Source organism: Paenibacillus sp. FSL M7-1414 (assembly GCF_038003195.1).
GTDB lineage: Bacteria > Bacillota > Bacilli > Paenibacillales > Paenibacillaceae > Paenibacillus > Paenibacillus amylolyticus.
In genome coordinates, this window is the sequence record NZ_JBBOOS010000001.1 from 3,433,442 (window position 1) to 3,453,932 (window position 20,491).

General features: G+C 43.0%; 16 protein-coding genes and 1 pseudogene. 13 read left to right on the plus strand and 4 right to left on the minus strand.

Annotated elements, in window-relative coordinates; all coding sequences use genetic code 11:
• Positions 1–47 precede the first annotated feature (47 nt).
• On the plus strand, positions 48–2,309 hold the full coding sequence (locus MHH92_RS14940; protein WP_340904608.1) for a glycoside hydrolase family 3 N-terminal domain-containing protein: 2,262 nt from the start codon (positions 48–50) through the stop codon (positions 2,307–2,309).
• Between the two features lie 88 nt (positions 2,310–2,397).
• Here the strand turns inward: MHH92_RS14940 and MHH92_RS14945 are convergent, their stop codons facing one another.
• Both MHH92_RS14945 and MHH92_RS14950 read right to left on the minus strand, forming a co-directional pair.
• Entirely contained in the window at positions 2,398–3,042 is a 645-nt protein-coding gene (locus MHH92_RS14945) for a TetR/AcrR family transcriptional regulator (RefSeq protein ID WP_101313779.1), read from the minus strand.
• On the minus strand, positions 3,035–4,237 hold the full coding sequence (locus MHH92_RS14950) for an MFS transporter (protein WP_101313780.1): 1,203 nt from the start codon (positions 4,235–4,237) through the stop codon (positions 3,035–3,037). Before MHH92_RS14950 ends, MHH92_RS14945 begins: the two co-directional genes overlap by 8 nt.
• Positions 4,238–4,387: 150 nt before the next feature.
• Between MHH92_RS14950 and MHH92_RS14955 the strand changes: the two genes are divergently transcribed.
• The 9 genes from MHH92_RS14955 (at position 4,388) to MHH92_RS14995 (ending at position 15,086) form a co-directional block, all read left to right on the plus strand.
• Positions 4,388–4,807: a DUF3237 domain-containing protein gene (locus MHH92_RS14955; protein ID WP_340904609.1), complete on the plus strand. Its 420-nt coding sequence runs from the start codon at positions 4,388–4,390 to the stop codon at positions 4,805–4,807.
• Between the two features lie 240 nt (positions 4,808–5,047).
• Positions 5,048–6,628 (plus strand): histidine-type phosphatase, encoded by a 1,581-nt coding sequence (locus MHH92_RS14960; protein WP_340904611.1) that lies wholly within the window; start codon positions 5,048–5,050, stop codon positions 6,626–6,628.
• 185 nt (positions 6,629–6,813) lie between these two features.
• Positions 6,814–7,305, plus strand: coding sequence for an RNA polymerase sigma factor (locus MHH92_RS14965; protein ID WP_036615805.1), 492 nt, complete (start codon positions 6,814–6,816; stop codon positions 7,303–7,305).
• Positions 7,305–8,279 carry a hypothetical protein gene (locus MHH92_RS14970; RefSeq protein WP_340904613.1) on the plus strand — a complete coding sequence of 325 codons (975 nt, stop codon included), beginning with the start codon at positions 7,305–7,307 and terminating at the stop codon, positions 8,277–8,279. Before MHH92_RS14965 ends, MHH92_RS14970 begins: the two co-directional genes overlap by 1 nt.
• Before the next feature lie 198 nt (positions 8,280–8,477).
• Positions 8,478–9,233 carry a carboxymuconolactone decarboxylase family protein gene (locus MHH92_RS14975; RefSeq protein WP_340904614.1) on the plus strand — a complete coding sequence of 252 codons (756 nt, stop codon included), beginning with the start codon at positions 8,478–8,480 and terminating at the stop codon, positions 9,231–9,233.
• Between the two features lie 128 nt (positions 9,234–9,361).
• Positions 9,362–10,243, plus strand: coding sequence for a LysR family transcriptional regulator (locus MHH92_RS14980; RefSeq protein WP_076253067.1), 882 nt, complete (start codon positions 9,362–9,364; stop codon positions 10,241–10,243).
• A gap of 178 nt (positions 10,244–10,421) precedes the next feature.
• Positions 10,422–12,311, plus strand: coding sequence for a beta-glucoside-specific PTS transporter subunit IIABC (locus MHH92_RS14985; protein WP_340904615.1), 1,890 nt, complete (start codon positions 10,422–10,424; stop codon positions 12,309–12,311).
• A gap of 28 nt (positions 12,312–12,339) precedes the next feature.
• A complete protein-coding gene (locus MHH92_RS14990) occupies positions 12,340–13,764 on the plus strand; it encodes a 6-phospho-beta-glucosidase (protein ID WP_340904616.1) in 1,425 nt (474 codons plus the stop codon).
• Positions 13,765–13,895: 131 nt separating this feature from the next.
• Entirely contained in the window at positions 13,896–15,086 is a 1,191-nt protein-coding gene (locus MHH92_RS14995) for an MFS transporter (RefSeq protein WP_340904618.1), read from the plus strand.
• Between the two features lie 59 nt (positions 15,087–15,145).
• Here the strand turns inward: MHH92_RS14995 and MHH92_RS15000 are convergent.
• Positions 15,146–15,316, minus strand: a pseudogene (locus MHH92_RS15000) (GNAT family N-acetyltransferase); the annotation flags it as partial.
• Between the two features lie 26 nt (positions 15,317–15,342).
• Positions 15,343–16,218 carry a LysR family transcriptional regulator gene (locus MHH92_RS15005; protein ID WP_340907684.1) on the minus strand — a complete coding sequence of 292 codons (876 nt, stop codon included), beginning with the start codon at positions 16,216–16,218 and terminating at the stop codon, positions 15,343–15,345.
• A gap of 109 nt (positions 16,219–16,327) precedes the next feature.
• Between MHH92_RS15005 and MHH92_RS15010 the strand changes: the two genes are divergently transcribed.
• The 3 genes from MHH92_RS15010 (at position 16,328) to MHH92_RS15020 (ending at position 20,491) form a co-directional block, all read left to right on the plus strand.
• The gene (locus MHH92_RS15010; RefSeq protein WP_340904620.1) at positions 16,328–17,719 is read left to right on the plus strand and encodes an MFS transporter; all 1,392 of its coding nucleotides are present in this window, start codon (positions 16,328–16,330) and stop codon (positions 17,717–17,719) included.
• A gap of 394 nt (positions 17,720–18,113) precedes the next feature.
• Entirely contained in the window at positions 18,114–19,478 is a 1,365-nt protein-coding gene (locus tag MHH92_RS15015) for a cytochrome ubiquinol oxidase subunit I (RefSeq protein ID WP_340904621.1), read from the plus strand.
• A complete protein-coding gene (locus MHH92_RS15020; protein WP_174806461.1) occupies positions 19,478–20,491 on the plus strand; it encodes a cytochrome d ubiquinol oxidase subunit II in 1,014 nt (337 codons plus the stop codon). Before MHH92_RS15015 ends, MHH92_RS15020 begins: the two co-directional genes overlap by 1 nt.

Here is a 20,491-nt window from a genome sequence, read left to right on the forward strand (position 1 = left end):
CCGTAGCAGCGTCTATTCATCCATAGAACACAACAGGAGTGAAACAAATGCATGTAAAATGGATGACAATTATTGGTGCCGTTGTTGGCTCTATGCTTATAGGGGTGGGAACGGCAGCTGCAGAAGAAACGTTTGTTGATCTCAAACATTCAAAGTGGGCAGAGGATGGCATCACGTATATGGCGAAACGGGGAACAGTAGCCGGATATGGCAATGGGATCTTCAAGCCAGAGGCACTTGTGACAAGGGCACAAGCCGTCACTTTTATGGTGCGCGAGCTTTATCCAGATCAGCTTCAAAGAGCAGTGGAAGGCACAACTTATTCCGATGTTCCAACTACACATCCTTTCCATCGAGAAATCATGATAGCTGCTAAAAATGGACTTGCAAGTGGTTTTCCTAACGGAACTTTCCGTCCGGATGCACCACTTAGCCGCGCAGAGACTGCGGCCTTCCTTACACGGGCATATGCACTCGTGGAAGGTAAGAACGCCGCAAAATGGACAGACACGGACAGGCATTGGGCAGCAGCACCCATTCTTATTATGAGTTCAAACGGCTTGGTCGGCGGTTATTCAGATGCCACCTTCCGTCCGAACCAAGCTGTCACGCGCGCTGAATATGCCGTATTTATGGCGAGAGTAATTCGCTTCGAACGTGAAGTGGCCATTCGGACACAAGATTGGGACAAACTGATATCCTATATGACGGTGAGCGAGCAAGTTGGTCAGATGCTTATGCCTGACATTAGGCAATGGAATGGTAAAGCGACAACGACCGTTAATGAGGGGCTGAAACGAACTATCCATGATCAGGACTTGGGCGGACTTATTCTTTTTGACAAAAATATTGTAGACGTGACGCAGCTTACAACGTTCACACATGATATACAAAGAGAAGCAGGTGACATTCCTCTATTTCTTAGCATCGACCAAGAAGGAGGCGTTATTAAACGAATACCAGGAGGTACGAACCTTCCCGGTCAGATGGCGCTTGGCGCAACTGGAGATGCAACACTAGCCGAAGCAGCTGGTCAGCTGACAGGAGAGGAGCTGAAGGCACTGGGATTGCAGATTAATTTTGCGCCAGTGCTGGACATCAACAGCAATCCAGATAACCCCATCATTGGTATACGGTCGTTTGGCTCGGAGGCGGATTTGGTGACACGGCTTGGTCTGGCAACAATAAAAGGGCTACAGCAATCAGGGGTGATGGCGGCAGTTAAGCATTTTCCGGGACATGGAGATACAACGGTAGATTCCCATCTTGGTATGCCTGTGCTTGCCCATAACCGAGAACGGCTTGATGCGGTAGAATTAAAACCGTTTCGGGCTGCAATCAAAAATGATGTGGAGATGATTATGACCGCACATATTGCTTTCCCTGCCATAGACAACGAACATGTCACTTCGCTCAAAGACGGTGAACGTGTGCCGATTCCTGCCACCTTATCGAAAAAGGTACTGACAGGACTTCTTCGCGGAGAGCTTGGATACGAAGGTCTCATTGTGTCTGATGCCTTTACCATGAATGCAATTGCAGAACATTTTGGGGAGAATCAATCGGTAGAACGCGCCGTTTCCGCAGGTGTTGATATCATCCTTATGCCAAAAGATTCAGCAGCGGCCCATCAAACGCTGGTGAACGCGGTGAACAAAGGAACGATCAAGGATGAAACCATACATGCATCTGTGAAACGAATCTTGGAGATGAAAGCGAAATATGGTTTATTTGAACGCAGTCAAACTCTTGCGCAAAAGCTAACTCAGCTTAACGGTATCATCGGATCAAAGGCACACAGAGCAGTGGAGCAGACAATCGCAGAGCGAGCGGTCACTGTACTCAGCAGTCGCGAAGGTGTGCTTCCTGATCCAATGAAGCAAGGCGACCGGGTTGTTATTGTCGCAGCCGAGCAGGAACAGGCGAAACAGCTTGAAAAGCAACTGTTGCAAGCCGCTAACAACCTGTCGTTAAAGACTGAAATATCACTTGTTGGTCAAGGCAACATGAATGAAACACTTCAGGCGATTAGCAAAGCCAATTATGTGATTCTTGCTTCTTACCAATTCCGCAATGTGGCCAGCCAGTTCGGGTGGAGTGATTATCAAACCTTGATTAATGCGATGAACGAGAGTAATCAGCGATACACGTTGTTCTCACTCGGTAACCCATACGAGATGATCTATTTGCAAAACGTGCGCTCAGGAATTGCTGTGTATGGAAAGCAGGAGCCAAATACGTCTGCCGGGATCAAAGTATTGCTTGGTCAACTAAAAGCTGGAGGACAGTTGCCCGTGTTAACGGATTAACGCTTAATTAATGAAAAAAACGGATTCCAGCATACGGAATCCGTTTTTTATTTCAAACTTTTGTTTTATCGATCCATGTACCATGCCATCACTCGGGTATTTCTTCGCTACAAACAAAATGAAGCAGCATCTTCACAAATTGCTCCGTCATCCGCATATCCAATGAATTATCATGAGCACCACGAATAGTTACCATGCGCTGGAGCATGCCCATCATCGTTGTGAAGATAAACTGAGCCAGATCCAGCGGAGGAGACGGATTCTTAATACTGCCGTCAACAACGCCTTGGGATAAAGCGTCCAACAGGAAATGATTTTCTTTCCCGTTCTGGTTGAACTTATCATACTCTTCTCTTAATTCAGGGCTAAAATCATACATCTCATAGTTGATATCAAACAATTGAATAAACCGGATGTAGTCTGGATGATTCTCGGCATAAACAACCCATGCATTCAACATAACCGTGAGTTGTTCCCGCCCGTTTAAGTCCTTCGTTGAAGCACGGCTAACCTCATCCGTTAAATGTTCGATCAGTTGCATCTGAATGGCTAGAAGAAGTTCATCCATAGACTGGAAATGTTTATAAAAGGTCACTCTACTAAGTTCAGCTTTTGTACATACATCCTTAATCTTCACCTGGAGCAATCCATATTTCAAAAAAAGCTCCTTACCTGCTGCAATCAAATCATCACGATGTTTATTTCCCAATTGTTGATGCCAGTTTTCATTCACTTGTATACAATTGTCCTTTCTTCGAACGAAATGCGTTTAAGGTCAGTCCGAGAGAAGCGAGCAGCATAATTGCACCAAAAATATACGGGAAGTTTATGTTTTTGTCAAACAATAGTCCTGCGATCAGCGGCCCAATCACCGTGCCGAGACTGGAAAATGTAGTATTCAGACCCGATGCATAACCTTGCCGATCTCCTGCATTTTTGGATATTAACGTGCTGACCGAAGGTCGCAAAAACGAATTAAAGGCAAAGAATAACGCAGAAGCGAACAACAGAAACACAAGGTTGACCTTAATTAACATTAACAATAAAGCTATGGGTGTGACTATTAAAGATAGACGGATCAACTTAACTTCACCGATTCTCTGTACGAACCAATCCAAAAGCCAGATCTGCACAACGATACCGATAATCGCGCCCAAAGTAATAATGATGGAGATTGTTGCAGCGTCGAATCCGTATTTTTGCTCTGCGAAAAGCGCGAATACTGTCTCATAACTCATGAGACCAAAGGTCATGACAAGCAACACAATCAAGTATTTGAAATAGGGGACTTTAAAAGAACTCCAGATTTTCTTGCCCAAGTGATCTCCTTTTTGAAGACGGATGGAGACCGTTCTTTTCTCGGGGGGAAGTGTCTCAGGCAATAGCAGCGTCATTAGGGCCGCAATCAGTCCCAGACCCGCTGCGAAGAAATAGGGCATGCGAATGCCCATCTCGGCGATGAGACCGCCCAGACCAGGTCCGAGAACCATCCCCAAATTCATAGCTGCGCCGAAATAGCCCATACCTTTTGCACGTGTCTCTGGCGTTGTAATATCGGCGACATATGCGAGGTTGGCAGGAACCATTAAACCGAGACTGATTCCACCGATAAACCGTGCGACATAGAGGAACGGCAATGACGTCGACAGCGCAAATATGATATCTGAAATGACAGACAGAAACATACCTGCGATGATCAACTTTTTGCGTCCAAATCGATCAGACAGTTGTCCCCCGAGAGGTGAAAAGAAGAATTGAGCGGCACCGAAGGCTGCAACTAAAAATCCTGCTACTGTGCCTCCCGCATGAAAAAGCTTCAAATACTCCGGCAATATGGGGATGAGCATCCCTTGCCCCAATAAAGCAATAAACAGATTTAACATCAGAATGAACAGTGGAAAGCGAACTGATTTTGGTAATGTACTCATGTACGTCATTAACCCCTTCATTTACAACTTGTTAACCTTTACATTGTGTAAACTATTTTAAATGATTTGAAGGAAATATGTAAATCTTTTTTTTAGTGAAGCAGTCTAATGAGTAGAGTTATAATTGTCCATATATGGAGGTGAGAATACGTGAAATTAGAGGAATTGTTTACGGTACATGTGAACATCGAAGAATCATTTGATTTACAGAATAGCGAAGATGATTCGGTTGTCATGATTACTTTTACAGGCAGCGTAACTGGAAAGTACTTTGAGGGAATTGTGCTGGGTGGAGGAGTGGATACGCAGATCATAGGGAAGAATGGTGACCCGCATACGCTATCGGCAAGATACATGCTCCAAGGGACCGACAACACAGGTCATTCCTGCAAAATTTATATCGAAAATAACGGAAATATTGATAAAACGCTGAAAACTGCTTTATTTCGTACTTCCCCCAAAATGATTACAGACAGCAAAGCCTTATTCTTCTTGAACCGTGAGACACTTATTGGAGAAGGTCATCCGACGGAGTCAGGGATAGATATAAAAATATATAGGGCGCTATGATAATGCGAGACATGTGATAACTATTTTGTTCATGTGTCTCGGAGCAAGGTAGCCTGTTATGCTGATTCAGAGTCGCTAAGGAGCGGCTCTTTTTGTCGTATGAGACTTTACGTCAATATTTATATGTACTCTTTTACAATTAATTAACATAGGATGGATACGGCGCAGACACTTCTCACCTATAGTATGATGAGCGAAAATAAACCAATATCAGGCGGAATAAGGAGAAAACTATTCATTATGATGATCAGAAAAATCGGAATTTCAGTAGCATCACTCGCCATCTTAACGTCTGTAAGTGTGTTTGACGTATATGGCGCAGGCTCCAAACGCATGATCGAAGTTTCTGAACAATCGGCTAATGTTGTTGTAAACGGTCAAAGGGTGGAAGGCGAATCATTTCTCTACAATGGGGTCACTTATGTACCTGCAAGAGCGATTGGTGAAGCCTTGGGGCAAGAGGTAGACTGGGATAACAACACCCAATCGGTGTTTGTTGGACAAAAAATGAGCGATCAGCAGGGGTACCGCGGTACCAAAACGCCATATCCTTTTAAGGAAACAAGTTATACAAAAGCTCCTATTGGATATGAACCCATATTTATTAACTACATAGGGAGACATGGTTCCAGACATCTATCCAGTTCCAAGTACGACAAGACGTTATTTGAACTGCTCGACATCGCTGAAAAGGACGGGCAGATCACTAATCTGGGCAAAGAGCTGAAGAAGGAAATTGGCAATCTGATGAAGGTTGAAAAAGATCATTATGGATTGTTATCCACTACGGGTGGAGAAGAACTGAAAGGAATAGGGGCCAGAGTTGGGCAGAATTTCAAAGAACTCTTTACATCGGATAAAAAAGTGATTGCACAAGCAACCTTCAAAGATCGAACGCCGCAGAGCAGAGATCAGTTTATTGACGGGTTAAAGGAAAGCTTGGGAGATAACAAGGTAGACATTCTGGCTTCAGCTTTTGAAGAAGGGAAAGACCCCTATCTACGGCCCTACGACTTGGCTACGAAGTATAACGAGTACGTAGAAGATGGAGACTGGGTTAAGTTATACGAGGATTATGTCACACAGAACACTGGAACGCTTTATGCAAAAGAGGTCCTTCTGCAATTTTTCTCTGAAGGCTTCTATCAACGGCTGAACGCTGGAGAGTTTGAACTGAAAGATGAGAAGGGAAAAGTGAAGCTCAGCAACCCAACCGAGGCTGCTTCTAATCTATATGAACTCTACATCATTTCTTCGAATATAAAAGGAGAAGGTGACTTCGAATTCGGGCGGTATTTCACGGCTAATCAGTTAAAATGGTACGAGAGCATTGACAATATCAATGATTTCTATGAAAAAGGTCCATCTTTAACCTCAACGGATCTGCCGCAAAATATCATTGCACCTCTGGTCAAAGAGTTGATCCTGTCTACCGAACAGTCCATTCGGCAGAAAGACACGGCTGGTATATTTCGTTTTGCTCACGCAGAAACCATCATTCCACTATCTTCATTCCTGGATATCGCAGGAGCTAATGTGAGTATCGACAAACCGCAGGACGTGACCCAAAACTGGAATGGCTCGGTTATCTCACCGATGGGAGCAAATATCCAATGGATTCTGTATTCCAATGGTAAGGATGTTCTCGTGAAAATGCTTAGAAATGAAGAAGAGATCGCGTTCCCGATTGAAACAAAGACCTATCCATACTATAAATGGGAAGATGTGAAGACATATTACGAAAACAAACTGCAGAAGGTAGGCGTAAGCTTGGACAGCAGTTTGGAAGACAACATTGAGCTTTTACAGAAGAAATTCTAATCGGTGAAACGATATGCATTTTATATGAAAATAAAGACGAAGATGAAGAAAGCAACTCCTTTTCATGGAGCTGCTTTCTTTTTTTGCATTTTGAATGAAATGGACCAGTAAAAAAATCCTAAAACAAAATGTGACCAAATGCCGTCCGTAAGAGTGTTAGAGGTATAAAGGAGGGCATACCAACCATGCAGCGATCAGTGCCCCAGCTGGGCGATCATGTGATGAAAGTCTATGAGACATACGCGGATACGCTGTTCCGGATTGCCATGGTGCACCTCGGCAGACGAGAAGACGCGGAGGAAGCCACTCAGGATACCTTCATCAAACTAATAGAAAAAGCCCCTACGTTCAACGATGCGGAGCATCAAAAAGCATGGTTGATTCGGGTCATCACCAATCATTGCAAATCCTTATTAGGCAGAGGCTGGCGCAAACGGGAGGTCAAGCTGGAGGGAGTCGATCCTCTTACAACAGACAACCCTGAAGATCACGCGCTGATCGAACTTGTACTGTCACTGCCCGTCAAGTATAGATCGGTGGTTCATCTGTATTATTACGAAGATTATCCGATCCGAGAAATCAGCGAGATCCTGGAGATTAGCGAATCAGCAGTGAAAATGAGATTGAAACGAGGAAGACAGCTGTTAAAACTGGAGCTGGAAGGAGAGGAACTGTAATGAACGAAGAACAATTCAAACAAAACTACAAGAAAGCGGTGGATCATATGAAAACAAACGAACAAATGAAAAAACGGGTAGAGCAATCCTTAAACACGCAACATCAGGGACCAAAACGTCAACGTAAACCACTATACATTGCAGCAAGTGTTGTTATCGCTGCTAGCATTGGATTGGCTGCGCCAAGTGTATGGCAACAATTCAATGGACCAGCCACACCAACACCACAGGTGGCAGCGGTGACTCCAGGCGCGTCGTTTGACCCGATCGTGATTCCGAAGATGGAGTTGCCGAGTTCACAGGGCAAAGGCGCGATGGCTGATATGATGCAACTGGTTGTATATGGAGGAAGCGTATATACACAGTCCCCAACATTGTTTGAAGGTGCAAATGCACTCAGCCTGCGGGGGGATAAACTGGGTACCACCACTGGCGGCATTGATGAGCTGAGCGGCCAGGATAAATATACGGAGCTTGCTTCCAACATTGGCGAAGCGGACATCTATGCGGTCAATGGCTACGACAAGGATTTCCGCATCATGTCTTACACCGAGATCGCTGGTCAGGTGTATGCTCAGTTATTCGACAAGAACAACGGGATCACCATTGGTACTGGTGCCGACCTGATCGGCAAGCTTCATCTCGAAGGCAACATCGCCTCGGCGCAATGGGAGACGTTTAATAGCTGGAACAATGGATTGCAGCAGCTTCAACCGTTAGCAGCGGATGAAGCACTGGACAGCTTTATCTCATCGCTAAATGCTGCCAAACCGATCGCAACGAGCCCGGAGTTGGAAGAGAACCTCTACGGGAAGGAAGATCGCAAGATCATCTATCTCACGCTGGAAGACAAAACGCAGGTCCCACTGGTTCTGTTTGGTGAAGAAGGTCTAGTTCGTTATGGTAATGTTCCGGCATTCCTGGAAGTGGAGAAAGGCGCGTTCCAATCATTCTGGGACAGCTTGGGCGAGTAAGGCGAAGACAGTAACATGGCTGCACCAAGAAGAGCGAACAGGGCACGCAAGTGCTTTGTTCGCTTTTTTCATCAACAAACATTTATTTGATAGGATTAGGCAATAAAATGATATGAATAGGATATGGATTCTTTCCCCTTTCAATGTAAAATGGGTACACCTAGTTTTAACTAAAAAGAAACAGGAGGTTAGATGAATATGAATCGAATCGAAAAGAGCCAAGAAACATATAAAAGACTATTCGGCGAGGGAGTTCCAGCGGCATATGCTACTGATCCTGAGTTACAGGACATATTAAGTCGCTTCATATTTGGTGAAATTTTTGATCAAGGTACTCTTGACGATAAGCAACGTGAGCTTATTACTTTGGTCGTACTGGCTACTAATCAAACGTTGCCACAGCTCAAAGCACATACTCGTGCAGCGCTAAATGTTGGGTTGACTCCAACGGAGATCCAAGAAGCAATCTATCAATGCGCACCTTATTTGGGATTCCCCAAAACCTTAAATGCCATATCGGAAATGAATGAAGTGTTCAAAGAGCGAAATATTGCACTGCCTCTTGAAAGTCAAAAACGGGTTGAAGAAGATAATCGCTTTGACAAAGGACTTGGTATTCAAAAAGAGATTTTTGGCGATATTATTGAGAAAAACCGGGAAAATGCCCCGTCAAATCAGAAGCATATCCAGGACTATCTTTCAGCATTTTGCTTTGGTGACTTCTATACCCGCGGTGGTCTGGATCTGAAAACACGAGAGCTGCTTACTCTTTGTATACTAAGTGCACTCGGAGGTACGGATAGTCAAGTCAAAGCACACGTTCAGGGTAACATCAATGTTGGCAATAATAAAGAAACCATGATCACCGCTCTAACTCACTGCCTTCCCTACATGGGATTTCCTAGAACACTTAATGCTTTAGCCTGCGTTAATGAAATCATTCCAGAGAAATAATCTTCTTTATTTGAAACAACAGACAGTTGATTATCCCAATCAACTGTCTTCTTCTGGTTAACAGGAAGGTATAGTAAAGAAATGAATGATTCAGAAGACACTTAAATGAACGTAAATCAGGAGGAATTATGGAGTTAAGAGTACTTCGATATTTTTTGACAGTAGCTCGAGTAGAAAATATCACACATGCTGCAACGATCTTACATGTGACACAGCCAACGTTAAGCAGACAGTTGGCTGATCTGGAAAAAAATTTAGAAACTCAATTGTTTATACGCGGGAAAAGTAAAATAACACTTACAGATGCAGGCATGCTTCTACGTCAAAGAGCAGAAGAAATTCTCACACTTGCGGATAAAACAGAGAAAGAGTTTAAAGATCAGAACAACCTGGTTGGAGGAACCATATCGATCGGGAGTGTTGAATCATTAACGTCCAATGTTATTTTACAATTATTAAAAGACTTCAATCTGGAGTATCCGCAGGTTAAATATCACATCTATAGTGGAACGGGGGATGATATAAAGGAGCGAATCGATAAAGGACTGCTCGATGTGGGCATTTTGTTAGAGCCCATTCACATTGAGAAATACGATTTCATCAGACTGCCCCAGAAGGAACGCTGGGGAGTCCTTATGAAGACCTCATCACCTCTTGCACAAAAAGAATATGTCACTTCAACCGATTTAGCCGGAGTGCCTCTGCTCATATCCAGCCGATCTGTCGTACAGAATGAGATTGCAAGCTGGTTTGCCGATGAGTATGCACATTTAAACTTCGTTGCGACCTATAATTTAATATCTAACATACTTAACCTCGTAGAGGAGGGGTTAGGGACGGCCATCTGTATTGAGGGTGCGCTTGCAATGAAGCAGTCTGACACATTATGCTTCAGACCTTTTCAACCGGAACTTCAGTTTCCAACAGTGATTGTCTGGAAAAAACATAAGGTATTCAGTCAAACGGAGGTACGTTTTTTGGAACATATCAGGCATGCCTTTCAGGCATAATAAAGTATGAATTATAGGTATTGGCTATAGCTGTTTATCAGATGATATTTTAAAGGTGTAATGAATGCAGCCTTTATGTATTTCAGATAAATAGCTTTTTTTATTGCAAAGAGAAGTTATTTAGAGCGCTTTTGGTCTCATTCATTTAGATGGCAACAACAAGAGGGGGCATTATTGGATGAGCAAGAAATACGAGAAGTTGGCTCAAGATATTGTAGAGAAAGTGGGCGGTAGTGAGAATGTATCCACTCTGACTCACTGTATGACTAGGCTTAGATTTGCACTGAATGATACTAATAAAGCAGATCAAAAAGCGCTTAAATCGTTTGATGGTGTTATTGATGCGCTTGAGAGCGGCGGACAATTTCAAGTCGTCATCGGCACACATGTTGAAGACGTTTACAAAGAAGTGATCAAGCATCTTCAACCTAACGTGAGTTCATCGGGTGAACCAACTCAAGCTAGGAAAGTTAGTATTTTGGGGAAATTAATCGATTTTGTCTCGGGGACATTTAGTCCGATTGTTCCTGCTATAGCTGGGGCTGGTATGATCAAGGCATTACTCGCTCTACTAATTTTGTTCAACTGGATTTCAAAAGATTCCCAAACCTACTATGTCGTAAGTCTTATGTCAGATGCTATTTTCTACTTTTTACCATTCTTGTTGGCGTTTTCAGCTGCAAACAAACTAAAATGCAGTCCTGTCTTAGCACTCGTTTTAGCCGGTGTTTTACTCCATCCCAACTTGACACAATTGCGTTTGGATGGGTCTGACGTAAGTGTTTTTGGAATCCCGCTAACTCTTGTATCTTATAGTTCTTCTGTAGTTCCAATTCTCTTAATCGTTTGGTCTCAATCATATATTGAATCGTTGTTTAAAAGGATCATTCCGAATGCAGTGAAAGTTATTTTTGTTCCCATGTGCACTATTTTAGTAACGGGAATTCTGGCCTTAACCGTGTTGGGACCACTGGGGTCATTTTTCGGAACGTATTTAGCGATGGGCTTTGAATTCTTAGGCGCACATGGTAGCTGGCTGGTTATTTTCCTGGTTGCAACCTTCTGGCCAATACTGGTTATGTTTGGGCTGCACCATAATATTGTGCCTCTATCCATTGCTCAAATCACCACATCAGGTTATGAGAATATCCTCGGTCCTGGGGCGATGATCAATTGTATAGGTCAAGGTGTTGCGGCATTAGTTGTAGGGATGAGAACCAAGGATAAAGCATTAAAACAAATTTCAGCTTCCAGTGGGATCACCGCGTTGATGGGAATCACGGAACCAGCTCTTTACGGCGTAAACTTACCGAAGAGATACCCACTTGTCGCGGGTATGATTGGAGCTGCCAGTGGGGGACTCTTTGCAGGGCTAATGGATGTTTCTCGTTACGCAACAGGCGCTTCAGGAATCCCGGCGATTCCTCTGTACATTGGTGAAAATATCTGGAATCTATATAACATTTTGATCGCACTTGTTATAACAACTGTCGTAACTGCTGTACTTACCTATTTGCTCAGTTTGAAATATGAAAAAGATGCACCTTCACAGAACACTGTTTCAAATGCAAACGAAGTGAGTGGGGTTGCGGATGAAGTCATTACAATTAAAGATTCTGTTATTGCAACTCCACTTAAAGGTCAGCTTATTCAACTTCAGGATGTACAAGATGTAGCGTTTGCCTCAGAGGCAATGGGTAAAGGAATTGCTATTGAACCTAGCGAGGGGAAAGTTATTGCTCCATTTGATGGCATGATTGTATCTCTATTTCCTAAAAAACATGCTATTGGACTATTATCCGATGAAGGAGTCGAAATTCTTATTCATGTCGGCTTAAATACGGTAAAGCTGAACGGAAAATATTTTGAAGCGTTCGTTGAAGAAGGTCAGAGAATTACAAAAGGACAGACCTTGCTGACTTTTGATCTGGACAAAATTAGACAAGAAGGATATGTCACTCAAACGCCCGTTATTGTAACCAATTCGTATAGTTACTCGGATGTGATCGCAGAGACTAGTCCCCAAAATATTGATTTTAACAATACATTGTTGGTTGTCAAAGCTTAACAAAACTACAGGTTAGGAGTGTGTTTTAATGACTTTAAGAAAAGACTTTTTGTGGGGTGGGGCAGTTGCTGCTAACCAATGTGAAGGTGGATATGCAGAAGGCAACAAGGGACTATCCACAGTTGATGTAATCCCGGCAGGGAAAGATCGTGTTCCTGTCATGCGAGGACAGTTAAAAATGTTGGAGTGTGATCAAGAACATTTTTATCCGAGTCATGAGGCTATTGATTTTTATCATCGGTATAAAGAAGACATTGCTTTATTTGCAGAGATGGGCTTTACGTGTTTCCGTTTATCTTTGGCATGGACTCGGATCTACCCTAATGGAGATGACGAGTTACCCAACGAAGAGGGTTTGAAATTCTATGAAAATGTATTTGACGAATGTTTGAAGTATGGCATTGAGCCGTTAGTCACCATTACCCATTTTGATGTCCCTATTCATTTGGTGAAAACTATTGGATCGTGGAGAAGTCGAAAAATGGTGGATTATTATGAGAGACTGTGTGAAACGATCTTCACCCGTTATAAAGATAAAGTGAAGTATTGGCTTACCTTTAATGAAATTAACATGCTGTTGCATCTACCTTTTGGTAGCTCAGGCCTAGTGTTTGAAGAAGGTGAGAATGAGGATGCTGTGAAGTATCAGGCGGCTCATCATCAATTGATCGCAAGTGCAAAAGCAACTGAAATTGCGCGTAGAATTAACCCGGAAATTAAGATTGGCTGTATGTTAGCAGGTGCCAACACTTACCCGTATACATGTGCACCAGATGATGTCTGGAAAGCCATGACAAGAGATCGCGAGCACTACTTCTTCGTCGATGTACAGTCCCGAGGAGAATACCCAAACTATGCCAAGAAAATGTTAGAACGAATGAATATTCATTTAGCCATGGAAGACGGGGACGAGGAATGTTTGAAAAATAATACGGTTGATTTCGTTTCGTTCAGTTATTATGGTTCGCGGTTAACTAGTGCAGACCCGGAAGTAAACACTCAAACGGCAGCTAACCTGTTTCCAACACTGCGCAATCCTCATTTGAAAACAAGTGAATGGGGATGGCAAATCGATCCTGTAGGTCTAAGAATTACAATGAACTCCTTGTATGACCGATATCAAAAGCCACTATTCATCGTTGAAAATGGTTTAGGAGCGATAGATACTCCTGATGAGACGGGATATGTTGCTGATGATTATAGAATCGAGTATCTGCGTCAACACATCCAAGCTTTCATAACAGCAGTGGAAGAAGATGGCGTAGAGTTGTTGGGTTACACGTCCTGGGGTTGCATTGATCTAGTAAGCTCAAGTTCTGGAGAGATGAGTAAACGATACGGTTTCATACATGTCGACAAAGACGACACTGGAAATGGTACGTTGAAACGCAGCAAGAAAAAATCTTTTGAATGGTTCAAAAAAGTTATTCAAAGTAACGGTAAAGAACTCTAATCGACTGAGCAGTAACGTATGAAGTCATCGACTTATGCGTTACTGCTTTATCCATTTATCGCAGCATCAAGGCTAACTATCGGCCATATGGAGCAAATACAAACATTAGGAGTTGGTTTTTTATAATATCCATGGAGAAGCTTAAAACATATTCGTTATTGTCCGTTGCGTTATTAATTTCTTCAGGTCCAGTGATTGCCGCTAACATTCCTGCGATAACCAATGATTTTCCAGAGATATCGGTAACACATGTAGGATTATTAACGACCATACCTTCATTATTTGTCATTCTTGGTGTGTTAATTGCTAATCGACTTGAACTTCTTATTGGGAAGAAAGCAACTATACTGACTGGATTAGGACTTGTTCTCATTGCGGGAGTATTCCCTGCATTGTATCATGACCTTTTTTCGTTGCTGTTCATTTCTCGCTGTTTGTTTGGGTTAGGTGTAGGTTTATTTAACCGGCTCATCATTCAGATGATCAGTGATATGTATCATAAAAATCCAGGTAAACAAGCAACCGTAATTGGCTTAGAAAGTGCCTTTGAGGGATTAGGAGGCATTTGTCTAACACTACTCGTTGGTCAACTATTGAAAATGGGCTGGCACACATCATTTTATGTCTACGCCCTGGCACTTCCTATTTTCATTGCATTCCTGATTTTCGTTCCTTCTGATAAAAAAGAGCTTAATAGAAGAGAAGAGATCACAACGAATCCAAGCCACACTAATAATAAAAAAGCCCTTCAAGTCATGATTGGCTATGGTCTCTTATTATTTGTAATAGTAGCTATTTTCATCAATTATAATTTACAGATTACTCCTTTGATTTTGGAAAAAAATATCGGAACTGCGACAAACGGAAGCAATATGATTGCATTTATAGGTTTGGGAGCTTTTGTTGCCGGCTTTTCTTTTGGGAAAGTATACAAAACACTCGGTAACTATATCGTTCCATTATCGATTCTGTTACTTGGAAGCTCGATGTTCGTTACGACCATCTCGCAAAGTATCATGCTTACTACCGTTTGTTCAATGATCATCGGGTTTTCATTCCGCTGTATAATGCCCTATTTATTGCATACTTTTGCTCAACAAATGGCCAAAATGGCAAAGTTGGGTACCACCATTGTTCTGATCGCGTATAACTTGGGAGCCACACTTTCACCGTATGAAGGAAGGTTAATTACGCAATTATTACAACTAGATACAGTGCAATCATTAGTCTCAAGTAATGCAATAATTCTATTATGGATTTCAGCAGTTAGTTTGGGAGTAGTAACTCTTCATCGCAAAAAGAAGAATATTCAACAAACATAGAAAACAGGGAACTTCTTGATATGGAGTTCCCTTTTTTTAGATTGAGTTGTATGAACTTTTTAAATAGAATTTTTGTAATACACCAAGTGATCGGTCCACTCATTATTTTCGTGTATAAACCCTTTACGTAGACATTCAAATTCCATACCAACACTCTCTGCCAGTTTCATGGAAGTGGTGTTATCCACATTAATATGAGCTTCTATGCGGTGGAATTTCAGATGTTCGAATGGACTCCTCTGGACTGAATTTATGCTCATGGCATAGCACTGAAATAGTCCATAACCACGCTGCGAAACTCTAAAGCGGCTTTGGAAATATACCTGTTTTTATGCGAAAGTAAAGCGATTTTCCGAACGAGTTGGTGCTCCTCTACCTGAAGATATTTAATGCGCTCATGGGGGTTTCTGGCTGTGCTAGGTATAAACGCGAGACCGATCTCCGCCTCCACAAGGGCGGTTAATCTTGCAGGCTCATCACCTTCATATACATACTTCGGTAGGAAACCAGCGGATTGACATACGGAATCTACCATATCACGAACCCCATACCCTTGCTTCACCCCAACAAACCACTCGTCCTTAAGCTCGGATAATTTAATGCTACTTCGGTCTGCATATCGATGACCCATAGGAATAGCGACTACAATCGGATCGTCATATAGTATCTGACATTCGATATCGTCACCTTGAATCGGAGGGGAGGAGAGACAAAAGTCCACCTCGCCCCGATGTAGAAGTCTGGACATGTATTCTAACGAAACCATTTGCACATGGAACTGAATATCCGGCTTGTTTTTTCGGAATTCCCGGAGTATACCTGGCAAAGTACTTGCCGTAGTCACCGCCAATTGCAGTGTACCCTGATCCGGGTTGGAGAGGTCAGCAATTTCCCGCTTTCCTTGTTCCAATTCAAATAAGGCTTTTTCAGTTCGCTGAAGAAATATTCTTCCAAAGTCGTTTAGTCGTAGTTTTCTCCCGATTCGATCAAATAAAGGGACTCCCAGGTCGTCCTCTAATCGTTGTATCGTTTTGCTCAGGGAGGATTGCGTGACATGCAGCTTTCCCGCAGCTTCCGTAACATGTTCGCATCGGGCCACCGTCAGGAAATATTTTAGTTGAAGAAGCTCCATTTGCACCATCCCTTCATTCCTTCTAGTTCATCAAATCATAACATATAATGCGTTGGAATAAATGAATACGTTCAAGTAAGATAACAGCAGAAGAGAGAGAGGTGCACCAATGAACGTTCGAAATAAAGGATTGATGTTAGCTGTTGGACTCGGAATTATGTTGAATCCGTTGAATTCCTCCATGATTTCGGTGGCAATCTCCAGGTTACAACAAGTGTATCAACTTAATTTTACAGCCGTTTCGTGGATTATTTTATCATTTTACATTGCCAGTGCTGTCGCTCAACCCGTCATGGGCAAGTGTAGTGATTTGTTTGGCCGCAGGAAGATCTTCCTCATGGGTCTTGTTATTGTTTTTGTATCGTCCATGTTAGCTCCGTGGTCTCCCAGTTTTTCGTGGCTCATCGTATTCCGGATTGTTCAATCAATTGGCACAAGCATGATGGTGGCCGTCGGAATGGCGATTGTCAGAATGAACGTGACTGAAAAACAAGCCTCCGCCTTGTCCACCTTGGCTATATTCCTTTCTGGAGCGGCTGCAATTGGACCTTTTATTGGTGGAGTATTGATTCATTGGTGGGACTGGCACAGCATATTCTTCGTTAATATTCCGTTAGTCTTGGTGAGTTTTTGGTTCGCCTGGAAAACAATCCCGAAGGACGAGCAATCTCCGTCTATCTCTGGTCACATGTCCATTCGGCAATGGCTTGCGTTAATTGACGCACCAGGTATCCTGATGTTTACGGTAGCTTTGGTGACTCTGCTCATCGGTTTACTTTCAGTAAATTCCACAGGAGATATTTCAACATGGCATCTGCTGACAGGGGGGATCGGGTTAATCGCACTCGTCATGTTCTTCCGACATGAATTAAAAACAGCCACGCCTTTTATCCCTCTGCGAACGTTTGCCTCATATCCGGAGATGACTTGGGTGAATGTGCAATACATGCTGGTGAACATCCTGTTTTACGCACTTTTTTTTGGAGTTCCTACGTATTTGAAGCAGGTACGTCATCTCAACGAAGTTCATACAGGAATGAGCATGCTAGCTTTGGGGTTATGTTCAGTCATTATTGCTCCGATCGCAGGACGCTGGATTGACAGATCAGGATCACGGCCAGCTCTGATCGTATCCGCTTCTTTAATGACATTTGGATCTATATTGATCGTTGTTATGAATGAAACTTCTCCAATCTTCATAATCATTGTTGCCTTAGCTTTATTTGGCATAAGTAACGGCCTAAACGCGGTCGGTATGCAAGCAGCTCTGTTCAAAAGCACACCCAAAGAAATGATTGGAGTCGCATCGGGTATTTTTAATACATCACGCTATCTGGGGACCATTTTATCGTCGTTATTGATTGGAATTGTTATGGGGGATACATTCAATGTGACAGGATTTCAGATGCTTGGAATCATCCTTACGGTATTAGCTGCATCACTGATCATGATGAGCATACGTCGCGAGGCAGGTGCGGTGAGTCCGGAGAAAGTAAAATAGAGAATCTTCCGTGCAATAACACGTTTACACCCAATGAATCAATAGCTCCATTGGGTGTATTTTTTGATTTTCACCAAGTTGTCAGAAAGAGTTGATCCTTTCTTGAACGTTTAGGGTAGAAGCCGTGTCTTTGATTGAATTAGGTAAAAATAAAGATATAATAATTTTGATTAATAGGCTTGGTTAGTACTTTAAGTGCATCAATATCAGATTTTAATAGGCATCCAATGCTTGTTATTATCGGGGGCCTACAGGAGTAAACGCATTATAGGTGTGGCAAGATATCGTCATACCTAACTTTGTGAAATTTTTCGCAATTCTGCATTGAGCTTGGCCAAATCTGATATTGAATGTTTCTAAATTGAACAGAGTTTGAAAGGAGGCAACACAAAGAATGGCTATTGATACGGTTTTATGGAGCAGGCTAGTGACTGGTTTGACGCTCGGGTTCCACGTGATTTTTGCAACGCTTGGTGTCGGCGTACCTTTGATGATTGCTATTGCAGAGTTCATCGGCATTCGGAAGAAGGATCACCATTACATACTTATGGCAAAGAGGTGGTCCAGAGGGTTTGTCATTTCTGTCGCGGTTGGTGTCGTGACAGGCACAGCGATCTCACTACAGTTGGCCTTGGTATGGCCGAATTTTATGAAGCTGGCCGGGAATGTCATTGCACTGCCACTATTTATGGAAGTATTTGCATTCTTTTTTGAAGCCATCTTCCTGGGAATTTACTTGTATACGTGGGATCGGTTCAAAAATCCGTATATCCACTGGTTGCTGACTATTCCGATTGTCGCCGGGGCAGGCATGTCAGCTGTTTTTATTACAACAGTGAACGGATTCATGAACCAGCCTGAAGGTTTTGTCATGGAAGCAGGTCAATTCATGGCAGTGAACCCCGTACAAGCGATGCTGAATACGGCGACGTTCTCCAAAGTGTTCCATGTATTAAGCTCGGCTTATCTGACAGGAGCTGCCCTGTTAGCAGGAATAGCAGCCTTTGCGATGCTGAGAAAAGGAGTGTCGGCCTACCACAAAAAAGGCTTGAATCTCATGATGGCCGTTGTGCTGGTATTCAGTTTGTTAAATTCTTTAGCTGGAGATGTGTCTGCCAAGTTTTTGGCTGAGCATCAGCCGGAGAAGCTCGCAGCTGCCGAGTGGCATTTCGAGACGGAAAGTGGCGCGGATTTGATTTTTTTGGGATGGCTGAATGCAGAACATGAAATTATAGGCGCTCTTCATTTGCCGAAACTGCTCAGTTTCCTTGCCTTTGGAGACTTTAACGCCGAGGTAACCGGGCTGAACGAATTTCCACCAGATGAACACCCGCCCTTACTTGTGCATTATTTGTTTGATCTAATGGCTGGTATTGGATTCGCTCTGCTTGCTATATCAAGTCTGTACTTCCTGTTTGTATTCTGGAAGAAACGTAATCAGTTTAACAAGTGGATGCTTCGTATGGTTGCACTCAGTGCACCGCTTGCTTTTCTAGCCGTTGAGATGGGTTGGTTCTATGCAGAGATCGGGCGGCAGCCATGGATCATCCGAGGTTATATGCGGGTAGAAGAGGCCGCTACTTCTTCACCGAGTGTGAGAATTTTATTTTTCGTCTTCTTGCTTCTCTACATCCTGCTAGGCGTTATGTGTGTCGTCGTACTGAGACGGTTGTTCAATAATAATCCTGCTGAACTCGAGATGGAGAAATGGTTGAAGGAGAAGCATGATCAATCAGCCAAGAAAGGGGGTCAGGCATAATGAGTTATGAATTAATTGGTATTTCGGTACTCTGGCTGTTCTTGTACGGCTATCTTATTGTAGCTTCCATCGATTTTGGAGCAGGTTTCTTTGCCTTTTACGCACGCTTGACGAAGCAGGATCATCTGATTAATCGTCTGATCTCCCGTTATCTATCACCGGTCTGGGAGATCACCAATGTATTTTTTGTCTTTTTCTATATTGGTATCGTCGGATTTTTCCCGGACACGGCCTATTATTATGGCTCCGCGCTGCTTGTTCCAGGAAGTATTGCCGTCATTCTACTTGCCATTCGTGGGTCGTTCTATGCTTTCGAAAATTATGGTTCCAAAAAAAGTATCGTGTATTTGTTCTTATATGGAGCTACGGGTCTACTTATTCCGGCGTCATTGTCAGTGGCACTGACCCTTTCTGAAGGTGGCTTTATTTTGAAGCAGGGAGATACCGTTTCCCTGGATTACTGGGCGCTATTTACGAATCCATTATCGTGGAGCATCGTTGGACTGGCGATCGTGTCCGTATTGTTCATTAGTGGGTCATTTCTCACATTTTACGCTTCTCGCGCAGAGGACCATTCGGCATTGAAGCTGATGCGGAACTATGCTTTGTTCTGGAGCACACCGACCATTATTCTCGCGCTGACTGCATTTATATATTTGGGTCAACACAATGAGCGTCATTTTCAAAATATGATGGATTTATGGTGGCTGCTGGCGCTTTCCGTTGCGTTTTTCATGATTGCCATGTGGCTGTTATATAACGGACGCCGTTATGGTTTAGCTTTTATATGCATCATGCTGCAATTTCTCACAGCCTTTTTTGCTTACGGGATTGGGCAATATCCTTACATTCTCGATCCATTCATCACCATTCAGAGTAGCGCGACACCACCAGCGATGGGTTTTGCACTCGTCGTTGTGTTTATCGGTGGTCTGTGCCTGTTAATTCCTTCTCTTATTCTGGTCTTCAAACTGTTCCTGTTTGATGCGGATTATGTGAAAGGGAAAAAATAA